General features: G+C 58.0%; 9 protein-coding genes and 5 pseudogenes. 9 read left to right on the forward strand and 5 right to left on the reverse strand.

Translation table 11 applies throughout. The annotated features are described in order from the left end of the window. Positions 1 to 5: 5 nt before the first annotated feature. Positions 6 to 1,499: pseudogene (gene istA / locus AMC88_RS26400) on the reverse strand (IS21 family transposase); the annotation flags it as partial. A 60-nt stretch (positions 1,500 to 1,559) separates the two neighbouring features. Here istA and AMC88_RS26405 point away from each other — a divergent pair. The 4 genes and pseudogenes from AMC88_RS26405 to AMC88_RS26415 all read left to right on the forward strand — a co-directional run bounded on the left by AMC88_RS26405 (position 1,560) and on the right by AMC88_RS26415 (position 12,374). Beyond that, on the forward strand, positions 1,560 to 4,769 hold the full coding sequence (locus tag AMC88_RS26405) for a Ulp1 family isopeptidase (RefSeq protein WP_237353182.1): 3,210 nt from the start codon (positions 1,560 to 1,562) through the stop codon (positions 4,767 to 4,769). A gap of 345 nt (positions 4,770 to 5,114) precedes the next feature. Next, positions 5,115 to 8,210 (forward strand): Ulp1 family isopeptidase, encoded by a 3,096-nt coding sequence (locus AMC88_RS26410; RefSeq protein ID WP_064830112.1) that lies wholly within the window; start codon positions 5,115 to 5,117, stop codon positions 8,208 to 8,210. A 448-nt stretch (positions 8,211 to 8,658) separates the two neighbouring features. Beyond that, positions 8,659 to 8,882 (forward strand): annotated as a pseudogene (locus tag AMC88_RS34720) (hypothetical protein); the annotation flags it as partial. A 402-nt stretch (positions 8,883 to 9,284) separates the two neighbouring features. After that, positions 9,285 to 12,374 carry a Ulp1 family isopeptidase gene (locus AMC88_RS26415; protein WP_064830113.1) on the forward strand — a complete coding sequence of 1,030 codons (3,090 nt, stop codon included), beginning with the start codon at positions 9,285 to 9,287 and terminating at the stop codon, positions 12,372 to 12,374. Positions 12,375 to 12,603: 229 nt separating this feature from the next. Here the strand turns inward: AMC88_RS26415 and AMC88_RS26420 are convergent. Beyond that, positions 12,604 to 13,910 (reverse strand): annotated as a pseudogene (locus tag AMC88_RS26420) (helix-turn-helix domain-containing protein). A gap of 311 nt (positions 13,911 to 14,221) precedes the next feature. Here AMC88_RS26420 and AMC88_RS26425 point away from each other — a divergent pair. Beyond that, positions 14,222 to 14,957 (forward strand): annotated as a pseudogene (locus AMC88_RS26425) (hypothetical protein). A 6-nt stretch (positions 14,958 to 14,963) separates the two neighbouring features. Here AMC88_RS26425 and AMC88_RS26430 read toward each other — a convergent pair. Beyond that, positions 14,964 to 16,385, reverse strand: a complete 1,422-nt coding sequence (locus tag AMC88_RS26430; protein ID WP_064820024.1) for an ISNCY-like element ISRel10 family transposase — start codon at positions 16,383 to 16,385, stop codon at positions 14,964 to 14,966. Positions 16,386 to 16,558: 173 nt separating this feature from the next. Further along, positions 16,559 to 16,807, reverse strand: a pseudogene (locus AMC88_RS26435) (biotin/lipoyl-containing protein); the annotation flags it as partial. Between the two features lie 620 nt (positions 16,808 to 17,427). Here AMC88_RS26435 and AMC88_RS26440 point away from each other — a divergent pair. From AMC88_RS26440 to AMC88_RS26455, 4 genes are all read left to right on the forward strand, one after another. Continuing rightward, the gene (locus AMC88_RS26440) at positions 17,428 to 18,156 is read left to right on the forward strand and encodes a carbonic anhydrase (RefSeq protein WP_029532496.1); all 729 of its coding nucleotides are present in this window, start codon (positions 17,428 to 17,430) and stop codon (positions 18,154 to 18,156) included. A 722-nt stretch (positions 18,157 to 18,878) separates the two neighbouring features. After that, positions 18,879 to 19,037, forward strand: coding sequence for a transposase (locus AMC88_RS34725; RefSeq protein ID WP_369685954.1), 159 nt, complete (start codon positions 18,879 to 18,881; stop codon positions 19,035 to 19,037). A 91-nt stretch (positions 19,038 to 19,128) separates the two neighbouring features. Beyond that, entirely contained in the window at positions 19,129 to 19,473 is a 345-nt protein-coding gene (gene tnpB, locus AMC88_RS34730) for an IS66 family insertion sequence element accessory protein TnpB (RefSeq protein ID WP_003592504.1), read from the forward strand. A gap of 74 nt (positions 19,474 to 19,547) precedes the next feature. Further along, the gene (locus AMC88_RS26455; RefSeq protein WP_016737534.1) at positions 19,548 to 21,140 is read left to right on the forward strand and encodes an IS66-like element ISRle3 family transposase; all 1,593 of its coding nucleotides are present in this window, start codon (positions 19,548 to 19,550) and stop codon (positions 21,138 to 21,140) included. A gap of 130 nt (positions 21,141 to 21,270) precedes the next feature. On the opposite strand, the gene AMC88_RS26460 is transcribed toward AMC88_RS26455, so the two are convergent. Then, the gene (locus AMC88_RS26460; protein ID WP_012489540.1) at positions 21,271 to 22,203 is read right to left on the reverse strand and encodes a cation diffusion facilitator family transporter; all 933 of its coding nucleotides are present in this window, start codon (positions 22,201 to 22,203) and stop codon (positions 21,271 to 21,273) included. Positions 22,204 to 22,229 lie beyond the last annotated feature (26 nt).

Raw genomic sequence — 22,229 nt, forward strand, 5'->3', positions numbered from 1 at the left:
CAGCTTGCCCTCCTGAGGCTGTCATACCGTGCGCAGTCGGCGACCGGTTCATGGGTAAGCCGCAGCGCATCCGGGGTTTGCAGGGTTGCGGCCGGGGCCGGATCACGGCTCCGGGCCAGAATGTTGATGATCACCGAGGCCGAGCAGACGCCGTGATCCAAAGCCTCCTGGCAGGCAGCATCGACGGCCGCCAGACCGTCGGCGGGAACGCATCCGAGAATGGTGACCATTTGCCGATCACCATCATGGACACTCTTCAGCCGCCGGCGCACTTTCTCCATCGCTGTGGGTAGGACCCATTCACGGAACGGCGCACCATTGCGCAAAGCACCGGGTTTGCGTGCCAGAACAGGGACATAATGCCAGGGATCGTAGATCGTCTCGCCACGGCCAAAGCAACGAGGATGCTCACCGACGTTCACACCGTCCTGCCTGATGACGATCTTCTCGGCATAGGCGTGAACCTCGACCGGCCGGCCGACCGCAGTTGAGAGGACGGAGTATTTGTTGTTGTCGAAGCGGACCGTGCAGGTCTTCGACACCGAGGTCGGGACGCAGTGGAATCCGTCGAACGGCCCGACGTAATGGACGAGGCTGCCGCGCTCCTCCTCGAACATTTGCCAGATCATCCGCTCGGTCTGCTCGGGATGGCGGTGCGCCTTGGCGTAGGCGATGCACTTGTCGAGCAGCCATACGTTCAGCTCTTCCAGGCTTTTGACGCGAAGGCGTGGAGTGAAGAAGCGTTCGCGCACGAGGCCAACCTGGTTCTCGACCTGCCCCTTCTCCCAGCCTGATGCGGGCGTGCAGGCCACGGGATGAACGAGATAATGGCTGCACATCTGCAGGAAACGGCGATTGTATTGCCGCTCCTTGCCGACGAATACGGCCTCGACCGCCGTCTTCATGTTGTCGTAGATGCCGCGCGTGCAGGTGCCACGGAAGAAGGCGAAGGCCTTGTCGTGCGCATCGAACACCATCTCCTGGCTTTCGCGCATATAGGCCCTGACGAACATCATCCGGCTGTGGCAGAGCCGGACGTGAGCAACCTTGACGGTCGTCGTCACGCCGTTGATCAGAATGATCTCGTGGCTCCAGTCGAACTGGTAGGCCTCACCCGGCGCGTAATAGAGCGGCACGTAGGCTTCCGCCGTCATGGCTCCCCGGTTCTTCGCCCAGGTCTTGGCGTATCGCCGGATCGCGTCATAACTGCCGTCGTAGCCGAGTGCCCGAACCTCCTCGTAAATCCGGATCAGCGTCAACCGTTCGCGCGATGGCTTGCCCTCGTTGGTCGTCAGGAACCGCTCGATCTCGGCCTTCCACGCTCCGATCCTCGGCAGCGGTTGTCGCTCTCGTTCATAGGTAAAATCGGTCTCGTCGGAACGCAAAATCTTGCGGACCGTGTTGCGCGAAACATGCAGTTCCCGGACGATCTTCTTCACCGACCAGCCCTGCACATGGAAGGCCCGTCGAACACGCGCAATAGTATCCACTCGCTTCAACTCCCACTCCATCCGCCGCCAAAAGCCGGATGGTCAGATGAAATCTGAGGGGGGTCAAAATTGGACGCCGATTACCCCGCCAAGGGGGTCAAATTTGCACGCCGAAACACAGACTTGCGCCTCGGTTCGCACGACAGTGACGCCGGCGACCGTGTGCCGCGTCGCAGATCCGTGGGCGGTTCGATGCGAGTGACGCCGCAGTCGTTGGCGCCGGAGAACTCGTTGAGCGGCGCCCGCCACAGCATAGACGTCTCTCGGGCGGGCTCCAGCAGCTTGCGATTCGGCGGCTCGGGGAGCAAGACATCGAGCAATATGGCGGAGGCGGGCGAAGTCGCCGCGGCGCCGCAGGGCAAACGCCGCGGATTTACGTCGCGCATGGCGTCAGGGTTCAAGAAGGCGTTCGGATTGAGCAGCGGCAAGACGTCGTCGCGGAGTTCGGGGCAGCAAGACGTCGATGCCGCAACGGAGACTCACGTGGCCTCAACCAAGGTTCGCGTCGGCGCCAAGCGTGGTCGCCCCGCCGACCGGGACATGCATCCCGATGACGAGACCCGCATCAACCAGTTCGCGGAAGCAGTCCGAGGCTATGAAATTCTACCCGACGGTAGCATCGGCCGAGGGGACGGAAGGGTTCCCGAGGCTACCGTCGAGAACAATTTAGGGATTCTTAGGAGGTTCGCTCGTTGGCTCCGAGCAGCAAACAGAGATTCGATGGCTTCTCGGTTTTTAAACGATCCAGATTCACTAGCCGTTGATATCGCGGATTATTGGGCAAGCGGTGAGGACGATCAGAACCGTCTTAACTCAGCGCTGTCTCATTTCAGGAGGCTCGGACCTGAGGGGCAAGAACTCCAAGCCGTTGGAGCTGGGCCGCGCCTGATGGGCCGCCGAATTCATGATCCCTATCCCGATGACGCCCGCGTCATTGATAGCTTGGCCAAGGAAGAGCTGAGTAAGTTCGGACCGGTCTCGATTTCTCAGAAAAATGCCAGTAACCAACGAAAGTTTAGCGATTGGCTCAAAAGGGAGGGTAGGGGGAGCATAGTCAGCCGACTCACGGGTACTGATCAGCAGCAACGGTCGTTGCAGGAGGATTTTAGGAAATTTACCGAGGCCGAGGGAAAAGTGGTCGTGAGTTTAGATCGGCTGCGGCAGTATCTAGGCGCCGAGTCCCAGTTGAAACAGCATAATCCTTATCCCGACGACGCCCTCATGATTGATGGCTTGGCCAACGAAGAGCTGAGCAAGCTCGGACCGGACTCGACTTCCAAGAGGAAAGTTGTCCAGAATATGGCGATAAATCAACGGAGGTTTAGTGATTGGCTCCAAAAGAATGGTCGGGGGAGCATAAGCAGTCGCCTGACTGGCAGTGATGAGCAGCAACGGTCGTTGAAGGACGATTTTAGGGAATTTACTACTAACGTTGAAGTAAAAATAAGCGTGGGTTTCGATCGGCTGCGACAGTATCTAGGCGCCGAGTCGCAGTTGAAACAGCATGATCCTTATCCCGACGACACCCGCATGATTGATGGCTTCGCCAATGAAGAGCTGAGCAAGCTCGGACCGGACTCGACTTCCAAGAGGAAAGGCGTCTTGAATCTGGCCAGCAATCAACGGAGGTTTAGTAATTGGCTCCGAAAGAATGGTCGGGGGAGCATAAGCAGTCGCCTGACTGGCAGTGATGAGCAGCAACGGTCGTTGAAGGACGATTTTAGGGAATTTACTACTAACGTTGAAGTAAAAATAAACGTGAGTCTCGATCGGCTGCGGCAGTATCTAGGCGCTGAGTCGCAGTTGAAACAGCATCATCCTTATCCCGACGACGCCCTCATGATTGATGCCTTGGCCAACGAAGAGCTGAGCAAGCTCGGATCGGCCTCGACTTCCAAGAGGAGAGTCGTCTGGAGACTGGCCAGCAATCAACGAAAGTTTAGTGATTGGCTGCAAACCAGGGGTAGGGAGAGCATAGCGAGCCGGCTCAACGGCAGTGATCAGCAGCAATGGTCGTTGAAAAAAGATTACCAAGACTTCACCGAAGACATGGGAAAACACACTATCTCTTTCAAGCGGCTTCGGCAGTACCAGCAAGTCGTTGAGGCGAACGCAGCGTCGGGGTTGTCCCCTGAGCCGGCAAGTGGCCGCGAACCGGCCGGTCTGGACGGCCGTTCGGATTCACGTGCCGAGTTCAGATCAACTTCGCCGCTGCAGCAGGTTGATCCGTCGATCGAAGGCCGCAGCGGATTGTCGCTCGACCATATCGAATGGCTGGGCGACCAGCATATCCAGACGGATTATGAGCTGCTAATGCAGGACTTGCAGCGAAACGATCCGGATCTCGCAGCCAGGACGCGGCTTATCGATCCCCTGATAGCCCATTATCATCTGCGCCTGGGCGATGAGAGCACCGCGCTGAGCGCTTTCCAGCGCATCGTTAATGATCAGAATGGAAGAGATACAGCCGACTTCCTGTTCCTTCCAGTGAGCGATGCCAGTGCTTCGGATCCTGATCACCGCGGCACCCATTGGTCGCTGCTACTCGTTGACCGTCGCAACCGCGAGGGGCCGGCTGCCTATCACTATGACTCCTTCCGGGGCCAGAACAACGAGTTTGCAGCAATGCTCGCACAAAGGTTGGGTACCCGTCTGGAGCCCGTCCGCATGACCCAACAGCGCAACGACTATGATTGCGGAGTCTTCGTGGTTGACGGCACGCGGGCGCTCGTTAGACGACTGGCACGAAGAGGCCGGCCAGCCGTGCTGCACCTCGACAACCTCGTCGCCGATCGGGAGCAACTCCAACGACGTCTGAGCCCCGCGCCCAACAGTGCTCGAGCGGGGGCTGCGGCGGCTGAACCGGAGTCCTCCACACAGATCGCCGATCCCGCAGAGTTTTGGCATGGAGTGGCTCAACCCGGCCAGCTTCCCGATAGCTGGAATACAGCGACCTTCCGGCAGGATTTGCCGTCAGCCGCCTATTCACCGGTGCAAAGCGTCAATCCGCCAGACGCACCATGGGAGCAAAGCTTGGGGGCATCGATCTTCGGCACCCCACAGTACACGCTGCCTGTGGACGACTTGGGAGGATTTGTCCCTCCGAGCTGGCAACACGGCAATCAACCGGTACCAGATGACCTTCTGCCTGCAATGTACTTGTTTGACTTGCTGCCGAGCGCGGACAAACCCACCAACTTCAGTATCCATGGTGTGCCCTACACGGCCACTCTGGGGCCATCAGGCATGGAGAACGACATTTACCTTTTCCTGCAATAGGGTGGAGATGGATTGAGCAATAGATGCCAGTCGTTCTTGAAAAGCACCAAACCGTTGAGAGAGAATCCGTTTTTACGCGGCCACGTGCAGCGCGCCAACCCAGATGAGACGATCCCCAGTGCCGGGGGCGACATCGAATGGCGGGCTCCGCATGGCAAGCGGCAAGCTGGCGAGCCTCTGTGTCGGCCTGATGGTCGAGTGCAGACGATTGTCGGCAAGCCGTCGCCATATGGTGTTCGGCCATGCCTTGAGGGCATGATTGGATCTGGCTTTAGCATGCTGGGCGGCGGTCGGCAGGCATTAGGATCGAGGTTCCAAATTTGAATTTCCGGAGGACCGGCATCGATGTACCCAAGACGGAACCAGCCGCGCGATGACGATTCTCGCGAAGTTAGTGGGTGGATCGAAGGCGTGACCGGAGCTTTCGATACGGACGCCTGGATTGAGGATTGCTATCCAGAGAGCCGAGAGATGGAACAGGATCCGACCGACTTGCGCCTCGGTTCGCACGATAGTGACGCCGGCGACCGTGTGCCGCGTCGCAGTTCCGTGGGCGGTTCGATGCGAGTGACGCCGCAGTCGCTGGCGCCGGAGAGGGGTTCGGGGCAGCAAGACGTCGATGCCGCAACGGAGACTCACGTGGTCTCAACCAAGGCTCGCGTCGGCGCCAAGCGTGGTCGCCCCGCCGACCGGGACATGCATCCCGATGACGAGACCCGCATCAACCAGTTCGCGGAAGCAGTCCGAAACTACGAAATTCTACCCGACGGTAGCGTCGGCCGAGGGGACGGAAGGGTTCCCGAGGCTACCGTCGAGAACAATTTAGGGATTCTTAGGAGGTTCGCTCGTTGGCTCCGAGCAGAAAACAGAGATTCGATGGCTTCTCGGTTTTTAAACGATCCAGATTCGCTAGCCGGTGATATCGCGGATTACTGGGCAAACGGTGGGGACGATCGTAAGCGTCTTAACTCAGCACTGTCTCATTTCAGGAGGCTCTCGCCTGAGGGGCAAGAACTCCAAGCCGTTGGACCTGGGCCGCGCCTGATGGGGCGCCGAATTCATGTTCCCTATCCCGACGACGCCCTCATTATTGATGCCTTGGCCAACGAAGAGCGGAGTAAGCTCCGACCGGTCTCGACTTCCAAGAGGAATGTTGTCTGGAATATGGCCAGCAATCAACGGAGGTTTAGCGATTGGCTCCAAAGGGAGGGCAGGGAGAGCATCGCCAGTCGCCTGACTGGCAGTGATCAGCAGCAACAGTCGTTAAAGGACGATTACAGTAACTTTACCAACGCTGAAGGAAAAAAAATAAGCGTGAGTTTCGATCGGCTGCGGCAGTATCTAGGCGCTGAGTCGCAGTTGAAACAGCATGATCCCCATCCCGACGACGCCCTCATTATTGATGCCTTGGCCAACGAAGAGCGGAGTAAGCTCCGACCGGCCGCGACTTCCCGGAAAAATGCCAGTAACCAACGAAAATTTAGCGCTTGGCTCAAAAGGGAGGGCAGGGAGAGCATAGTCAGCCGACTCACGGGTACTGATGAGCAGCAACGGTCGTTGCAGGAGGATTTTAGGGCCTTTACCAAGGAGGAAGGAAAAAAAGTGGTCGTGAGTTTAGATCGGCTGCGGCAGTATCTAGGCGCCGAGTCCCAGTTGAAACAGCATAATCCTTATCCCGACGACGCCCTCATGATTGATAGCTTCACCAAGGAAGAGCTGAGCAAGCTCGGATCGGACTCGAGTTCCAAGCGGAAAAGCGTTTTGAATCTGGCCAGCAATAAACGGAGGTTTAGTGATTGGCTCCGAAAGAAGGGTCGGGGGAGCATAGCCAGTCGCCTGACTGGCAGTGATCAGCAGCAACGGTCGTTAAAGGACGATTTGAGGGCCTTTACCAAGGCTGAAGGAAAAAGAATAAACGTGAGTCTCGATCGGCTGCGGCAGTATCTAGGCGCTGAGTCGCAGTTGAAACAGCATAATCCTTATCCCGACGACGCCCTCATGATTGATAGCTTCGCCAACGAAGAGCTGAGCAAGCTCGGATCGGACTCGACTTCGCAGAGGATAGTCGTCTCGAAGCTGGTCAGCAATCAGCGAAAGTTTGGTGATTGGCTGCAAACCAGGGGTAGGGAGAGCATAGCGAGCCGGCTCAACGGCAGTGATCAGCAGCAATGGTCGTTGAAAAAAGATTACCAAGACTTCACCGAAGACATGGGAAAACACACTATCTCTTTCAAGCGGCTTCGGCAGTACCAGCAAGTCGTTGAGGCGAACGCAGCGTCGGGGTTGTCCCCTGAGCCGGCAAGTGGCCGCGAACCGGCCGGTCTGGACGGCCGTTCGGATTCACGTGCCGAGTTCAGATCAACTTCGCCGCTGCAGCAGGTTGATCCGTCGATCGAAGGCCGCAGCGGATTGTCGCTCGACCATATCGAATGGCTGGGCGACCAGCATATCCAGACGGATTATGAGCTGCTAATGCAGGACTTGCAGCGAAACGATCCGGATCTCGCAGCCAGGACGCGGCTTATCGATCCCCTGATAGCCCATTATCATCTGCGCCTGGGCGATGAGAGCACCGCGCTGAGCGCTTTCCAGCGCATCGTTAATGATCAGAATGGAAGAGATACAGCCGACTTCCTGTTCCTTCCAGTGAGCGATGCCAGTGCTTCGGATCCTGATCACCGCGGCACCCATTGGTCGCTGCTACTCGTTGACCGTCGCAACCGCGAGGGGCCGGCTGCCTATCACTATGACTCCTTCCGGGGCCAGAACGACGAGTTTGCAGCAATGCTCGCACAAAGGTTGGGTACCCGTCTGGAGCCCGTCCGCATGACCCAACAGCGGAACGGCTATGATTGCGGAGTCTTCGTGGTTGACGGCACGCGGGCGCTCGTTAGACGTCTGGCGCGAAGAGACCGGCCAGCCGTGCTGCACCTCGACAACCTCGTCGCCGATCGGGAGCAACTCCAACGACGTCTGAGCACCGCGACCAACAGTGCTCGAGCGGGGGCTGCGGCGGCTGAACCGGAGTCCTCCACACAGATCGCCGATCCCGCAGAGTTTTGGCATGGAGTGGGTCAACCCGGCCAGCTTCCCGATAGCTGGAATACAGCGACCTTCCGGCAGGATTTGCCGTCAGCCGCCTATTCACCGGTGCAAAGCGTCAATCCGCCAGACGCACCATGGGAGCAAAGCTTGGGGGCATCGATCTTCGGCACCCCACAGTACACGCTGCCTGTGGACGACTTGGGAGGATTTGTCCCTCCGAGCTGGCAACACGGCAATCAACCGGTACCAGATGACCTTCTGCCTGCAATGTACTTGTTTGACTTGCTGCCGAGCGCGGACAAACCCCAGACCAGCATCACTATCCATGGTGTGCCCTACACGGCCACTCTGGGGCCATCAGGCATGCAGAGCGACATTTACCTTTTCCTGCAATAGGGTGGAGATGGATCGAGCAATAGATGCCAGTCGTTCTTGAAAAAGCACCAAACCGTTGAGAGAGAATCCGTTTTTACGCGGCCACGTGCAGCGCGCCAACCCAGATGAGACGATCCCCAGTGCCGGGGCAACATCGAATGTGCACGTCGTCCGTCTTCCTTCAAAACGTGACGTTTGGCCAGCATCCCAAGAGGCGACGGCTGTCGCATCTGAAGTGTAGACAGATACGGATGCGGGAAGAGCCTCGGGTGCGAAGGATGCTGGCGCGGTCGCTGAAGTGCTTAGTGCCGTCGATGACGGCCTATCCTTTGCGGGTTCTACTATGGCTTCAGGCCCGGACGACCCCCCCATGGCGCCGGATGCATTTCATGCGGCGATCATGAGCCAACGTGTGAGTTGGGTACTCGATGCCGACCCCGTATCCTGCAACTAATGCCTGCGGGCGGGTGCCGCGGTGGACCGACTTGTTCATCACGCAACGATCATTCGAAATGAACGTTGAAAGCTATCGACGACGTTCCACCCATGGGGGTCAAACGCCGGCGCGGCAGGCCAGCCTCATTCGCGACAATCAAAGGCACCGCACAGTTTGTCGCGGAGCGGCAATCAGACCACGATGAAGCTCTTGCCAGCGACAATCAACATGATAACTTCATCCCGACCGCGACATAAGAATCTCATCCAGATTGTCGCGCGCGTCTCATCCTGATCGCCGCCCCATAGGTCGCATAACTATCAGGCGCGCAACGGGTTCTGTCAGCAGCTACACCGCAATGGTTCCGTTGCCTGAGGCGGCGAAATCAGAAAGGCCGGCGGAAAGATTGGTTGGAATCGGAAATTCTGACGGCACCCTTCGCGCTGCATGTTCCACACATCACCCGAAACTGCTGGCGAGCCTCTCAAGCCATGTGCCGGCCTGATGGTCGAGTGCAGACGATTGTCGGCAAGCCGTCGCCATATGGTGTTCGGCCATGCCTTGAGGGCATGATTGGATCTGGCTTTAGCATGCTGGGCGGCGGTCGGCAGGCATTAGGATCGAGGTTCCAAATTTGAATTTCCGGAGGACCGGCATCGATGTACCCAAGACGGAACCAGCCGCGCGATGACGATTCTCGCGAAGTAAGTGGGTGGATCGAAGGCGTGACCGGAGCTTTCGATACGGACGCCTGGATCGAGGACTACTATTCAGAGAGCCGAGACATGGAACAGGATCCGAGCGACTTACGCCTCGGTTCGCACGATAGTGACGCCGGCGACCGTGTGCCGCGTCGCAGATCCGTGGGCGGTTCGATGCGAGTGACGCCGCAGTCGCTGGCGCCGGAGAGGGGTTCGGGGCAGCAAGACGTCGATGCCGCAACGGAGACTCACGTGGCCTCAACCAAGGTTCGCGTCGGCGCCAAGCGTGGTCGCCCCGCCGACCGGGACATGCATCCCGATGACGAGACCCGCATCAACCAGTTCGCGGAAGCAGTCCGAGGCTATGAAATTCTACCCGACGGTAGCATCGGCCGAGGGGACGGAAGGGTTCCCGAGGCTACCGTCGAGAACAATTTAGGGATTCTTAGGAGGTTCGCTCGTTGGCTCCGAGCAGCAAACAGAGATTCGATGGCTTCTCGGTTTTTAAACGATCCAGATTCACTAGCCGTTGATATCGCGGATTATTGGGCAAGCGGTGAGGACGATCAGAACCGTCTTAACTCAGCGCTGTCTCATTTCAGGAGGCTCGGACCTGAGGGGCAAGAACTCCAAGCCGTTGGAGCTGGGCCGCGCCTGATGGGCCGCCGAATTCATGATCCCTATCCCGATGACGCCCGCGTCATTGATAGCTTGGCCAAGGAAGAGCTGAGTAAGTTCGGACCGGTCTCGATTTCTCAGAAAAATGCCAGTAACCAACGAAAGTTTAGCGATTGGCTCAAAAGGGAGGGTAGGGGGAGCATAGTCAGCCGACTCACGGGTACTGATCAGCAGCAACGGTCGTTGCAGGAGGATTTTAGGAAATTTACCGAGGCCGAGGGAAAAGTGGTCGTGAGTTTAGATCGGCTGCGGCAGTATCTAGGCGCCGAGTCCCAGTTGAAACAGCATAATCCTTATCCCGACGACGCCCTCATGATTGATGGCTTGGCCAACGAAGAGCTGAGCAAGCTCGGACCGGACTCGACTTCCAAGAGGAAAGTTGTCCAGAATATGGCGATAAATCAACGGAGGTTTAGTGATTGGCTCCAAAAGAATGGTCGGGGGAGCATAAGCAGTCGCCTGACTGGCAGTGATGAGCAGCAACGGTCGTTGAAGGACGATTTTAGGGAATTTACTACTAACGTTGAAGTAAAAATAAGCGTGGGTTTCGATCGGCTGCGACAGTATCTAGGCGCCGAGTCGCAGTTGAAACAGCATGATCCTTATCCCGACGACACCCGCATGATTGATGGCTTCGCCAATGAAGAGCTGAGCAAGCTCGGACCGGACTCGACTTCCAAGAGGAAAGGCGTCTTGAATCTGGCCAGCAATCAACGGAGGTTTAGTAATTGGCTCCGAAAGAATGGTCGGGGGAGCATAAGCAGTCGCCTGACTGGCAGTGATGAGCAGCAACGGTCGTTGAAGGACGATTTTAGGGAATTTACTACTAACGTTGAAGTAAAAATAAACGTGAGTCTCGATCGGCTGCGGCAGTATCTAGGCGCTGAGTCGCAGTTGAAACAGCATCATCCTTATCCCGACGACGCCCTCATGATTGATGCCTTGGCCAACGAAGAGCTGAGCAAGCTCGGATCGGCCTCGACTTCCAAGAGGAGAGTCGTCTGGAGACTGGCCAGCAATCAACGAAAGTTTAGTGATTGGCTGCAAACCAGGGGTAGGGAGAGCATAGCGAGCCGGCTCAACGGCAGTGATCAGCAGCAATGGTCGTTGAAAAAAGATTACCAAGACTTCACCGAAGACATGGGAAAACACACTATCTCTTTCAAGCGGCTTCGGCAGTACCAGCAAGTCGTTGAGGCGAACGCAGCGTCGGGGTTGTCCCCTGAGCCGGCAAGTGGCCGCGAACCGGCCGGTCTGGACGGCCGTTCGGATTCACGTGCCGAGTTCAGATCAACTTCGCCGCTGCAGCAGGTTGATCCGTCGATCGAAGGCCGCAGCGGATTGTCGCTCGACCATATCGAATGGCTGGGCGACCAGCATATCCAGACGGATTATGAGCTGCTAATGCAGGACTTGCAGCGAAACGATCCGGATCTCGCAGCCAGGACGCGGCTTATCGATCCCCTGATAGCCCATTATCATCTGCGCCTGGGCGATGAGAGCACCGCGCTGAGCGCTTTCCAGCGCATCGTTAATGATCAGAATGGAAGAGATACAGCCGACTTCCTGTTCCTTCCAGTGAGCGATGCCAGTGCTTCGGATCCTGATCACCGCGGCACCCATTGGTCGCTGCTACTCGTTGACCGTCGCAACCGCGAGGGGCCGGCTGCCTATCACTATGACTCCTTCCGGGGCCAGAACGACGAGTTTGCAGCAATGCTCGCACAAAGGTTGGGTACCCGTCTGGAGCCCGTCCGCATGACCCAACAGCGGAACGGCTATGATTGCGGAGTCTTCGTGGTTGACGGCACGCGGGCGCTCGTTAGACGTCTGGCGCGAAGAGACCGGCCAGCCGTGCTGCACCTCGACAACCTCGTCGCCGATCGGGAGCAACTCCAACGACGTCTGAGCACCGCGACCAACAGTGCTCGAGCGGGGGCTGCGGCGGCTGAACCGGAGTCCTCCACACAGATCGCCGATCCCGCAGAGTTTTGGCATGGAGTGGGTCAACCCGGCCAGCTTCCCGATAGCTGGAATACAGCGACCTTCCGGCAGGATTTGCCGTCAGCCGCCTATTCACCGGTGCAAAGCGTCAATCCGCCAGACGCACCATGGGAGCAAAGCTTGGGGGCATCGATCTTCGGCACCCCACAGTACACGCTGCCTGTGGACGACTTGGGAGGATTTGTCCCTCCGAGCTGGCAACACGGCAATCAACCGGTACCAGATGACCTTCTGCCTGCAATGTACTTGTTTGACTTGCTGCCGAGCGCGGACAAACCCACCAACTTCAGTATCCATGGTGTGCCCTACACGGCCACTCTGGGGCCATCAGGCATGCAGAGCGACATTTACCTTTTCCTGCAATAGGGTGGAGATGGATCGAGCAATAGATGCCAGTCGTTCTTACATTCTAACTTTGCGGTTACAATTGCTGTCAAAGCTGATTAGAGGGGCGACATTGTCAGCCAGTTAGAAACGCGACGCTGGCTCTGATGATCAGCCCCGATCCGACCGGCTGGGCCGGGTTGAAAGGGCGGAGCGGGGGCGGGTGAGGGGCGCCCATCGGCTTTAGCTTTAAGACGATGCGATCGACGCCTCACTCGGCAGCATCGCGCTTTGCCAGCGCAGCTTTATGGCGTTCGATGACGGCCGGATCGTTCGTAAAATCCTTCCGCCGTCCCGGACCGTGAGCACGTCGCACATAGCCGTTCATCTCGCTGTTGGTCATCACCACCGGCTTCGACGGCTGCTCCTGACGCTCCTTGATATAAGACAGAACGTCGCCGAGCCGTTTGTTCTCGGTGATCGCCGCATGCGTCACCCGCTGGTCCTTGTCGAAGGTTTTGTAGGGCAGGGAATGTCCCTTCCATCGTACATCGAGGCGGCCGTCGGCATAGGCATAGGTCTCGACATAGCGGCCGGCCAATCCGCGCGTCACGTCGCTCTCCTCCAGCATGATCCGCTTACGCTCGAACGAAAACGTCAGCTGCGATCCGACATAGCGCTGCTCGCGTTTGCACAGGATCTCTTTCAACCGATCCGGTGCAAGATTTACCGGCCGGTGCAGGTCATCGGATCGGGCAGGGACAATCGCAAACCGCCCATTGTAGTCCACCATGAAGCCCGGCAGAAATGCATTGCCTGCCTCCATGCTGTCGATGCCTGCCAGTCGCAATTCCTTGACCAGACGATCCTGCAGCGTCCGGTTCATCCGCTCGACACGGCCTTTGGCCTGGCTGGAGTTTGCACAGAGAATCTCGATATTTAGCTCCGAGAGTGCCCGAACTGGGTCATGCCCTGACCACCCTTGGCCTCCTTCTTCGTCACCCGGAAGACCGAGTGCTTGTCGGAATAAAAGGCAGAGCGCACGAACCGCAACTGCATCAACCGGCCCGTCGCATCGTCGACAAACACCAGGAGCGAGCACGGATCTCCACGATCCTCGAACCAGCGATGCTCGGACCCGTCGATCTGCACCAGCCCGCCATAGGCTTCGCGCCGCAAGCGCGGCTGATGAAACGTCCGCCGCTGCTTGCGTGACAGCCACAATCCGGCCTGCGTCATCCAGCCGCGCAACGTCTCGCGCGACACACGCAATCCATCGCGCTCGGCAAGCTTCTCGGCCGCCAGCGTCGGACCGAAATCCGCATAACGTTCACGAACCAGCGTCACCGCATAATCGCGAACACCATCGCTGATCCGGTTGTTCGACGGCCGGCCGATCGCCTTGTGCCGGATCGATGCCGCACCGGTCGTTCTGATGCGATCCAACAGCCGCCGCACCTGGCGCTCGCTGAGAGCAAGCACATGCGACGCCGACACCATCGTCATGCGGCCGTCGGCAACCTTCGACAAAACCGCGATCCGCTGCAGATCACGCTCGCTCATCGCTATCAATCCCATCTGCAATCTCCGCCGTCATCAAAACGGGGAGAGTGTGACATTCCAACTTTGCAGAATCAGGACACTTCAACTTTGCGGCTACAACACCTGTCAAAGCCGAATAGGGCTGCGACGCTGTCGGCCAGTTAGAAACGCGACACTGGCACCGATGATCAGCCCCCGATCCGACCGGCTGGGCCGGGTTGAAAGGGCGGAGCGGGGGCGGGTGAAAGAACACCTCTTCGGCTTTAGCTTTCTCAATAGCAATTGTTCAGTCGCCGGCTGATACTCGCTTTTATCTGAATTGAGCGGGTAGGGATCAAAGCTGCACGATGCTTCCGGAAATCAAGCTGCAGGGTGACGTCGATGTCGCCGCGCTGTCACCTCTTCCGCGGCATGCTTCTGTCCGTTGCCTATGCTGACGGTGAGGGTGGCATAGGATTGACCGCGACCGGTGCTATGAACCGCAAATTCGTACATTGGGCCGCTGTGAACTTCCTGTGGCCCGACTTCACAGCTGAAGACCTTTACAGCATGAACAAAGTGCTGAACGAAAGCGACATGCCGCCGCTCTGGGTCGTGCGGGACACGACCCGCCATCTGAAGCTTCTTCGCCGGAAAAAGGATGTGCTGCTGCCAACCAGACGCGGCCGGGAGTTTCTGGTGAACCCGCAAGCCTTCTTCGATCTCGTGGCCACAGACTATCTCTACTCGTATGTCCATGCCACCGAGCGGGAAGCTGAGGTGCAAGCGCGCCTACGCTGGTGGCGCATGTTCCTCAATCTTCTCAATATCAAGGCGAGAGAAGGCTGTACGCCTTTGGACGTCGTGAAGATCCTCTATCCAGACACGGCACCTCTGTCCGCCACCGAAATGACCCTGGAAGCCTGGGAGCTCAAATCCGATCTCCAATATGGCGTCCTGCGGCGCCTGTGCTGGCTGGGCCTGCTTTATGAGGCACGAGAAGGGCTCACGCTTCTTCAAGACGGAGCCTTCCACAAGACGCCGCTTTGGTCCGCCTGCCTGCAATTGGAGTCAGATACGCAAAGCGATATCGGCGTGCATTGACGCCCTTTATTCCGCAGCCGGCTGCCTCAATAACGCTTTCTCCCGCCGTGCGATCACCGCCGGATCGTTCATGTAATCCGTTCTCGGCTTGCGTCCACGTTTCTGGTAGCCGTTCCCCGTGCTGCCATCGCGAATGCCGAACATATGGTCCGTCTGCCCAGTTCGCCGTGGTCCGCCCTTGCTGCGCTGCTGCTCCCGCCCAGCCTGCAGCTCGGCGACAACAGACAGCATGTCGTCCAACCGCTTGTTATCGACGACCTCGGCGCGATGCACGGAGCGTAACGTGTCAAAGGTTCGGTAGGGCAGGGCAAAGCTCTCGTGCATGATCTCGAGGCGCCCGTCCGGATAGTCGCAAACGACGACCTTCTTACCCGCCAGGGACCTGGAAAGATCTGTCGGATCAAGGATGAACAGCACCTTGTCATAGCGCAGCGTCAAAGCCTGCGACAGCGTGCGAACTTCCTTGCGGCACATGGCGCCATCGAGGTTCTCGTGGTCGGCCAACGGCCGGTGCATGTCCTTCGGATTACGCGGCTGTTTGCCAAAACGCGCGTTGAAATCCGCAATGAACTCAGGCGCATAGGCGTTGGCTTCCTCGATCGTGTCGATGCCGCGCAGCCGCATTTCCTTGACCAGCCGATCCTGCAGTGTCTGGTTCGCACGTTCGACGCGGCCTTTGGCCTGCGGGGTATTGGCACAGATGATGTCGATGTTCAGCTCATAAAGCGCGCGGCCGAATTGTGTCAGGCCGCTCGTCCGGTCCTTCTCCGACGCATGGGTCGAACGAAAGACGCCGTGCTTGTCACTGTAGAAGGCCAGCGGTTTGCCCCATTGCTGCAGATAGGCCTTGGTCGCGTGCAGATAGTCGAAGGTGTTCTCCGAGCCGGCAAACCGTAGATGCAGCAGCTTGCCGGTGGCGTCGTCGATATAGACGAGCAGGCCGCATTTGGGCCCACGGTTCTCGAACCACCAGTGATGCGAGCCATCGATCTGTACCAGTTCGCCAAAGCAATCACGTCGGCCGCGTGGCTGGAAAACCCGCTTCTTGCGTTCCCGACGCGAGACCCAGATGCCGGCCTCGGTCATCCATTGCCGCAGGGTCTCCTTGGCGACCGAGATCCGGTGCAGCTCGATCAGCTTCTCACGCGCCAGCGTCGGACCGAAATCCAGATAGCGTTCACGGATCACATTCAGCGCCGCATTGCGAAACTCCTCGCTATGGCGCCGGTTGCTCGGTCGCGATCGCTTCTTGGAAACAAGCCCGGCCGGACCATCCCGGTCATAGGCCTGCAGCAGCCGATGGACCTGACTTCGACTGAGGTCGAGCCGTTCGGCGGCCTGCACAACGCTCAGGCGTTCGTCACGGATCTTCTGGATGAGTTCGAGCCGATGCAATTCTTTCTGCGACATAGTGATCATAAAGGACATGACGACTCCGACCGCTCATGGTCTCGACCAGGCTGAAGGTCGTCATCCTTGCTCCCGACATTGGCATTGACCAGTCGTCGAGAGGCGAGATTGTCGCATCTCTAACTGGCCCAACTGTCGCATTACTAAATAGCCTCTACAACACCAAATAGCATAATCAACGTTATGGAACTTTACGCTGAACCGGCCGCGATAGTTACAAGCAGGTCCTTGGCATCGATCTGGTCGCCGGCTTTGACGAGAACTTCGGCGATCGTGCCGTTCTCCTCGGCGTGAATTGCCGTTTCCACCTTCATCGCTTCGGTCGACACCAGCACATCGTCGGCATTGATCGCCTGTCCGGGCGACATAAAGACGCGCGAGATGGCGCCCGGCATCGGTGCGCCGACATGAGCGGCATTGCCGGGTTCGGCCTTGGGTGCGAAGACGGCGGCCGGTGACGCTGAGGAATTTTGCGAGCTCTTGCTGTTGGTTCCTCGCGGACCCGAGCCGCATCTCGTTGTGCACCTAACCGGCTCGGCTCACGTGACAACAAACACAAGAACATCTGGTTGTTTCTATCAAGTTTGGCGCAGGAGGCGCAGGAGGAAAATCAACATGACTGTCGCGGCTAGGCCCATGATTGCCAAAGCGTATAGGCCTGTAGAAAAACCTCCGGGCTGACTACGGAGATACCCTATAACGAACGGCCCCACAAATGCTCCTAGGTTCCCGAGTGAGTTAATGAATGCGATCCCGCCGGCGGCAGCGGAGCCACTAAAGAAGCAGAAGGCAGCGCCCAAAGGGTCCCTTGCAACCCAATATGCCGCGCATGAGCATCCCTCGCCAGAACCCGTCAGGGCCGGGTTGATCTACCGTACGGCCGGGGCAATACTCCAGGATTGGCTTAGCTCCTCCGATGCGTCAAAATTCCGCTTGATGAGTGCCATATCAAGGCATAACCAATCGGCCATTCTCCGATTCCCGGAGAATTGCCGGACATGACTTGGAGCAGGTGCCATTTCTCCGCAGCCATCCCGGATATTGCAAAAGGACCGATACCATGTGCTTTGAATGCAATTCCTCCCCACTCAGCCGTCGCTCCCTGCTGAAATTTGCCGGCATCGGAGGCGTGGCCGTCATGACTGCAGGCTTTGACATGACCATGCCGGCATTCGCCTCGAACGCTCCCGCCCTCCTGCCGGATGAAGCACTGGCAAAACTCCAGGAAGGCAACAAGAAATTCGTCACCGACACGGAAGCCTGCGCCGCCAATATTTCCAAGCGCCGGCAGGACGTCGCCAAGAGCCAGGCACCTTGGGCGATCGTGCTGACCTGTTCCGACAGCCGTGTCGTGCCGGAACTTGTATTCGGCGGGGTGACGCTCGGCGAACTCTTCGTCGCCCGCAATGCCGGAAACGTGGTCGACACCGATGTGCTCGGCACGATCGAATATGGCACCGAACATCTGCATGCGCCGCTGATCGTCGTCATGGGCCACAAGCGTTGCGGGGCGGTCTCCGCCGCCTGCGAGGTCGTGTCCAAGGGCACCAAGCTCGATGGCTCAATCGGCAAGATGACCCAGCCGATCCTGCCCGTGGCTTTGGCGGAGACCGATCGCGGCGACAATTTTGTCGACAAGACCGTCCATGCCAATGCCTTCAACGGCGCCGAGCGCATCCTCACCGAAAGTGCGATTGTTTCTCGCCTGGTCGAGGAAGGCAAGGTGAAGATCGTGCCCGCCTATTATGATCTCGATACCGGCGTGGTCGATTTTCTGCACAAGGTCTGACCTACGAGGCGACTTCATGTTGCCGACGGCTATCCGCGGGCGCCTCGTCGCGTTCGCGGAACCATAGTCGCTGATGACCCTTGCCGCCCGCAGCATCACCCGGCGGGTTACGCGGGCCGGAGCTGAGGTCGCGAGCTGGCTGCCTGGGCGACGCTCTTCTGGAAATTTCCGACCATACGCCTGCGCAATTTGGTGAGCTCAATCGACAGGTCCGACAGCTGCGCGATGACATCTATCGGAACCTGGGCAGCTGGGCCGCGCCCTCCTGAGCCAGTACAAGGACATAGGCGTCGCTCGTTTCAAAGAACGCGAGACAATCGGCCTCCGGCAGGATCTCAACAAGATCAAGACGGCGAAACCGCCTGTGGAGCTTGAACGCAAAGGCGCGATCTGGGTTCAGCCAACCCTATTCGCTGAATCGAGTATCGCGCCTGGAGGCATAACGGAAAACTACGGCATCGAAACTGGCCGCATTGATCGAAGATTGGTACGAACCGTGAAATTGACGTAAGCGACAAGCTGACCCCATCTGGCGTCAGTAGCGTTGGCCGCTGTATTGCGGACAGACGATTCACAAACTGTGAGCTTCTATGTCTGCGCCTAGCTCTGGAACTAGAAACTTCCATATGATCGAGGCTGTTCCGGAACGGCTTGAGGGCGCCCCACGGCAATTTCGGCGCCGCTGGTCCGATGATTTTAAAGCGCGGGCTGTGGCTGAGGCAATGGAGCCCGGCGCAAGCGTCTCAGCCATTGCGCATCGCATCGGCATACATCCCTCGCAGCTATTTGGCTGGCGTCGTGATGCTCGTGACGGACAACGATCTTCCTCGCAAATCGGGCTGGTCAGACGGAGACTGGGACGATTGGCACACGTGCGATGATCGAGCTTATCATCGGCGACGTCGTTATCCGGGCCGACGCAGATATCGGCGAAGCACACCTGCAGCGGGTGATCCGAGCGGTGCGGTCGGCATGATCCCGTCCGGCGTGAAGGTCTTTCTTGCGAGCCATCCCATCGACTTCCGAAAGGGGCCGGACAGCTTGCTTTCGCTGGTACGGGATGCTGGCAGTGATCCGTTCAACGGTGCACTTTATGTCTTTCGGGCCAAGAGAGCAGACCGAGTCAAGATCGTGTGGTGGGATGGCTCCGGCGTTTGCCTCTATGCGAAGCGGCTGGAAAAAGCCCAGTTCTGCTGGCCCCGGATCGGCCATCATCGCGTCCAGCTCAATCATGCCCAGCTTCTGGCTTTAGTCGACGGAATGGACTGGAAGCGGGTTCGATCCACGCCGGTGAAGCCTCCCGAGATTGTTGGGTAAAACCGCTGCGGCGAAGTGAATCAGGTCCCTGAAAGCATGGGCGGAGCGCGGCAAAATATGCTCTGATCATACCCATGACGCGGCCCGAGATTGAGCTCCCGGATGATGTAGAGGCTCTCAAAGCCATGGTTCTTGCCATGGCCGCAAAAGCAGCCCGCGTCGAGGCTTTGGAGAAGCAGGTTGACGATCTAGAGGCCCGCAACGCGGACGCCGATGAGCGCATCGAGCGGCTGACGCAGATCCTGAAGGCTTTCGATCGCGCCCGATTTGGCCGACGCTCGGAAAGGCTTGCATCATCCACCGTCGATGACGAGCAGCACGCCTTTGTCTTCGAAGAGATCGAGACCGGCATTGCGACGATCAAGGCTCAGGTCACGAAAGGCCGCGGTAGCGCGGACAGCAAACGCGCTCCGCGGCCACGCAAGGGCTTTGCGCCTCATCTTGAGCGCGTCGAGGTCGTGATCGAACCGGAAGAGCTTCCAGAACATGCAGGTAAGACCAAAATCCTGATTGGAGAAGACGTCTCCGAGCGGCTGGATGTCGTGGCAGCGAAGTTCCGTGTCATCGTCACCCGTCGGCCGAAGTATGCCTTTAGGAACGAGGATGGTGTCGTCCAGGCGGCGGCTCCGGCACATATCATCGAAGGTGGCATTCCAACGGAAGCACTTCTGGCCCAGATCGCCGTTTCCAAATATGCCGACGGGCTGCCACTCTATCGCCAGGAAGCCATCTACGCACGCGACAAGGTCGAACTCGACCGCAAGCTGATGGCTCAATGGATGGGCAAGCTGGGGTTCGAGCTCAATATCCTCGCCGACTACATCCTCGATGAGATCAAGAAGGCCGAACGGATCTTTGCCGACGAAACGACCTTGCCCACACTTGCACCTGGTTCCGGATCAGCGAAGACGGCATGGCTATGGGCGTATGCCAGGGATGACCGGACTTTTGGGGGCAGCGGTCCACCGATGGTAGCCTATCGCTTCGAGGACAGTCGAGCCACCGAGTGTGTCGCACGACACCTGAGCGGCTATCGTGGAATCCTGCAGGTCGACGGATATGCCGCTTATAACAAGCTCGTCCGGAAAGATGGAGGCAATGACAGCGCCATCCTGGCCGGCTGTTGGTCGCACAGCCGGAGAAAGTTCTACGAGTTGCATGTCGCAAAGAGCTCGAAGGTCGCTACAGACACCGTCGAGCGTATGGCGAGGTTATGGGAGATCGAGGAGCGTGTGCGCGGCCAAAGCCCTGAAGCTCGTGTCGCTGCACGCCAGGAGATCTCCGCAGCGATCGTCCGTGACCTCTTCACTCTCTGGCAGGCGACCCTGCCACGGGTCTCTGGAAAATCCAAACTCGCCGAAGCTCTGCGGTATGCCATCTCGCGTCGAGACATCTTCGAGCGCTTCCTGACCGACGGCCGCATCGAACTCGACTCCAACATAGTCGAGCGAGCAATCAGACCCCAAGCGATCACGAGAAAAAATAGTCTATTCGCTGGAAGCGACGGTGGCGGCCGGACTTGGGCGACCATCGCGACGCTCCTGCAAACGGCAAAGATGAATGCAGTCGATCCGCAAGCTTGGTTGACCCAGACGCTTGAGCGCCTTGCGAATGGATGGCCCAGCAGTGAAATCGACGCGCTCATGCCATGGAACTACGCCGCCTGAACGGCCACGGCTTGTCGCTTACAAATTGACGCATGGTGGCTGGAAAAAACGCCGAGCTATGCATCCGGTTCGAGGATCACGCCCGCTATGGAATGCCTGCGATACAGGGCTCCAAATTCGGTTCAAAATCCTAATCCGCCCACTCAGGATCGGTTGTAAAGGCGATGGTGAGCCGACGACTCGGACCCTCGTTACCAATCGCGAGCCCGATTTCGTCACGGATCTTATCCCATTCCTGCAATTTCCTCGCCGGGAGGTCCTCTGAGACAACGAAATGTAGCTCGATTTGCCGGCCTCGGCCGACCCGGGCCACATAAGCCCGGTGGGATATGAATCCATGTCGTTCGATGATTGTTTTGGCGACCGCGTCAACTTGTTGTTTGAGATCTAATGGCGTAACAAGCAGTATGTCGGCGAGCGCTCGCCGAACCGTGCCCGCCGGAATGGGAATGATCACAATGCAGATTAATGCCAGCGCGACCGGGTCAATAAACGGCGAGATCCATTCGTAAGAAGACCCCTGAATGAAATATCCGATGGCAAACGCGACGAGTAACCCGATCGTTAGCCCGGCGGACATCAGCCAAGCTTTCGTATCCAGGGCAACGAAATCAGATTTGATCTTACGATTAGCTCGATCACCAATAACCCCCATGGTGGCTGTCACACCGAGTGTTACGACGGAGTAGACGATCGCTTGACTAAAGTTGAGCGGACGTCCCCCATGCAAAATGCTGCCGATTGCGTTGACAAGTGCGTAAACAGCCGACCCGGTTATGAGAATGCCGTTGAGAGCCAAGACTATGGGCTCAAGATGCCAGAACCCCATCGTGAAATGCTCGATAAGTTTTCCTTTGCTGGAGGGCGCTTCGGATGACGCGATGAGCTTTGTAACAAGCAGAGCTACGACAGTCATAGCAGCGTCCGTCAATGCGTAGACACCATCGAATATGATTGCGAACGAACCTGAAATGATCCCGAACAAAATGCCGATGCAGGCAAGGAGGATGGTAACGGCAATTGAAACGCAGAGAAGCCCCTGCTCCGTTCTCATGAAATTCATAGGCTCAGCCTTATAACTTACGTTTC

It is taken from the genome of Rhizobium phaseoli, assembly GCF_001664385.1.
Classification (GTDB): Bacteria; Pseudomonadota; Alphaproteobacteria; order Rhizobiales; family Rhizobiaceae; genus Rhizobium; species Rhizobium phaseoli.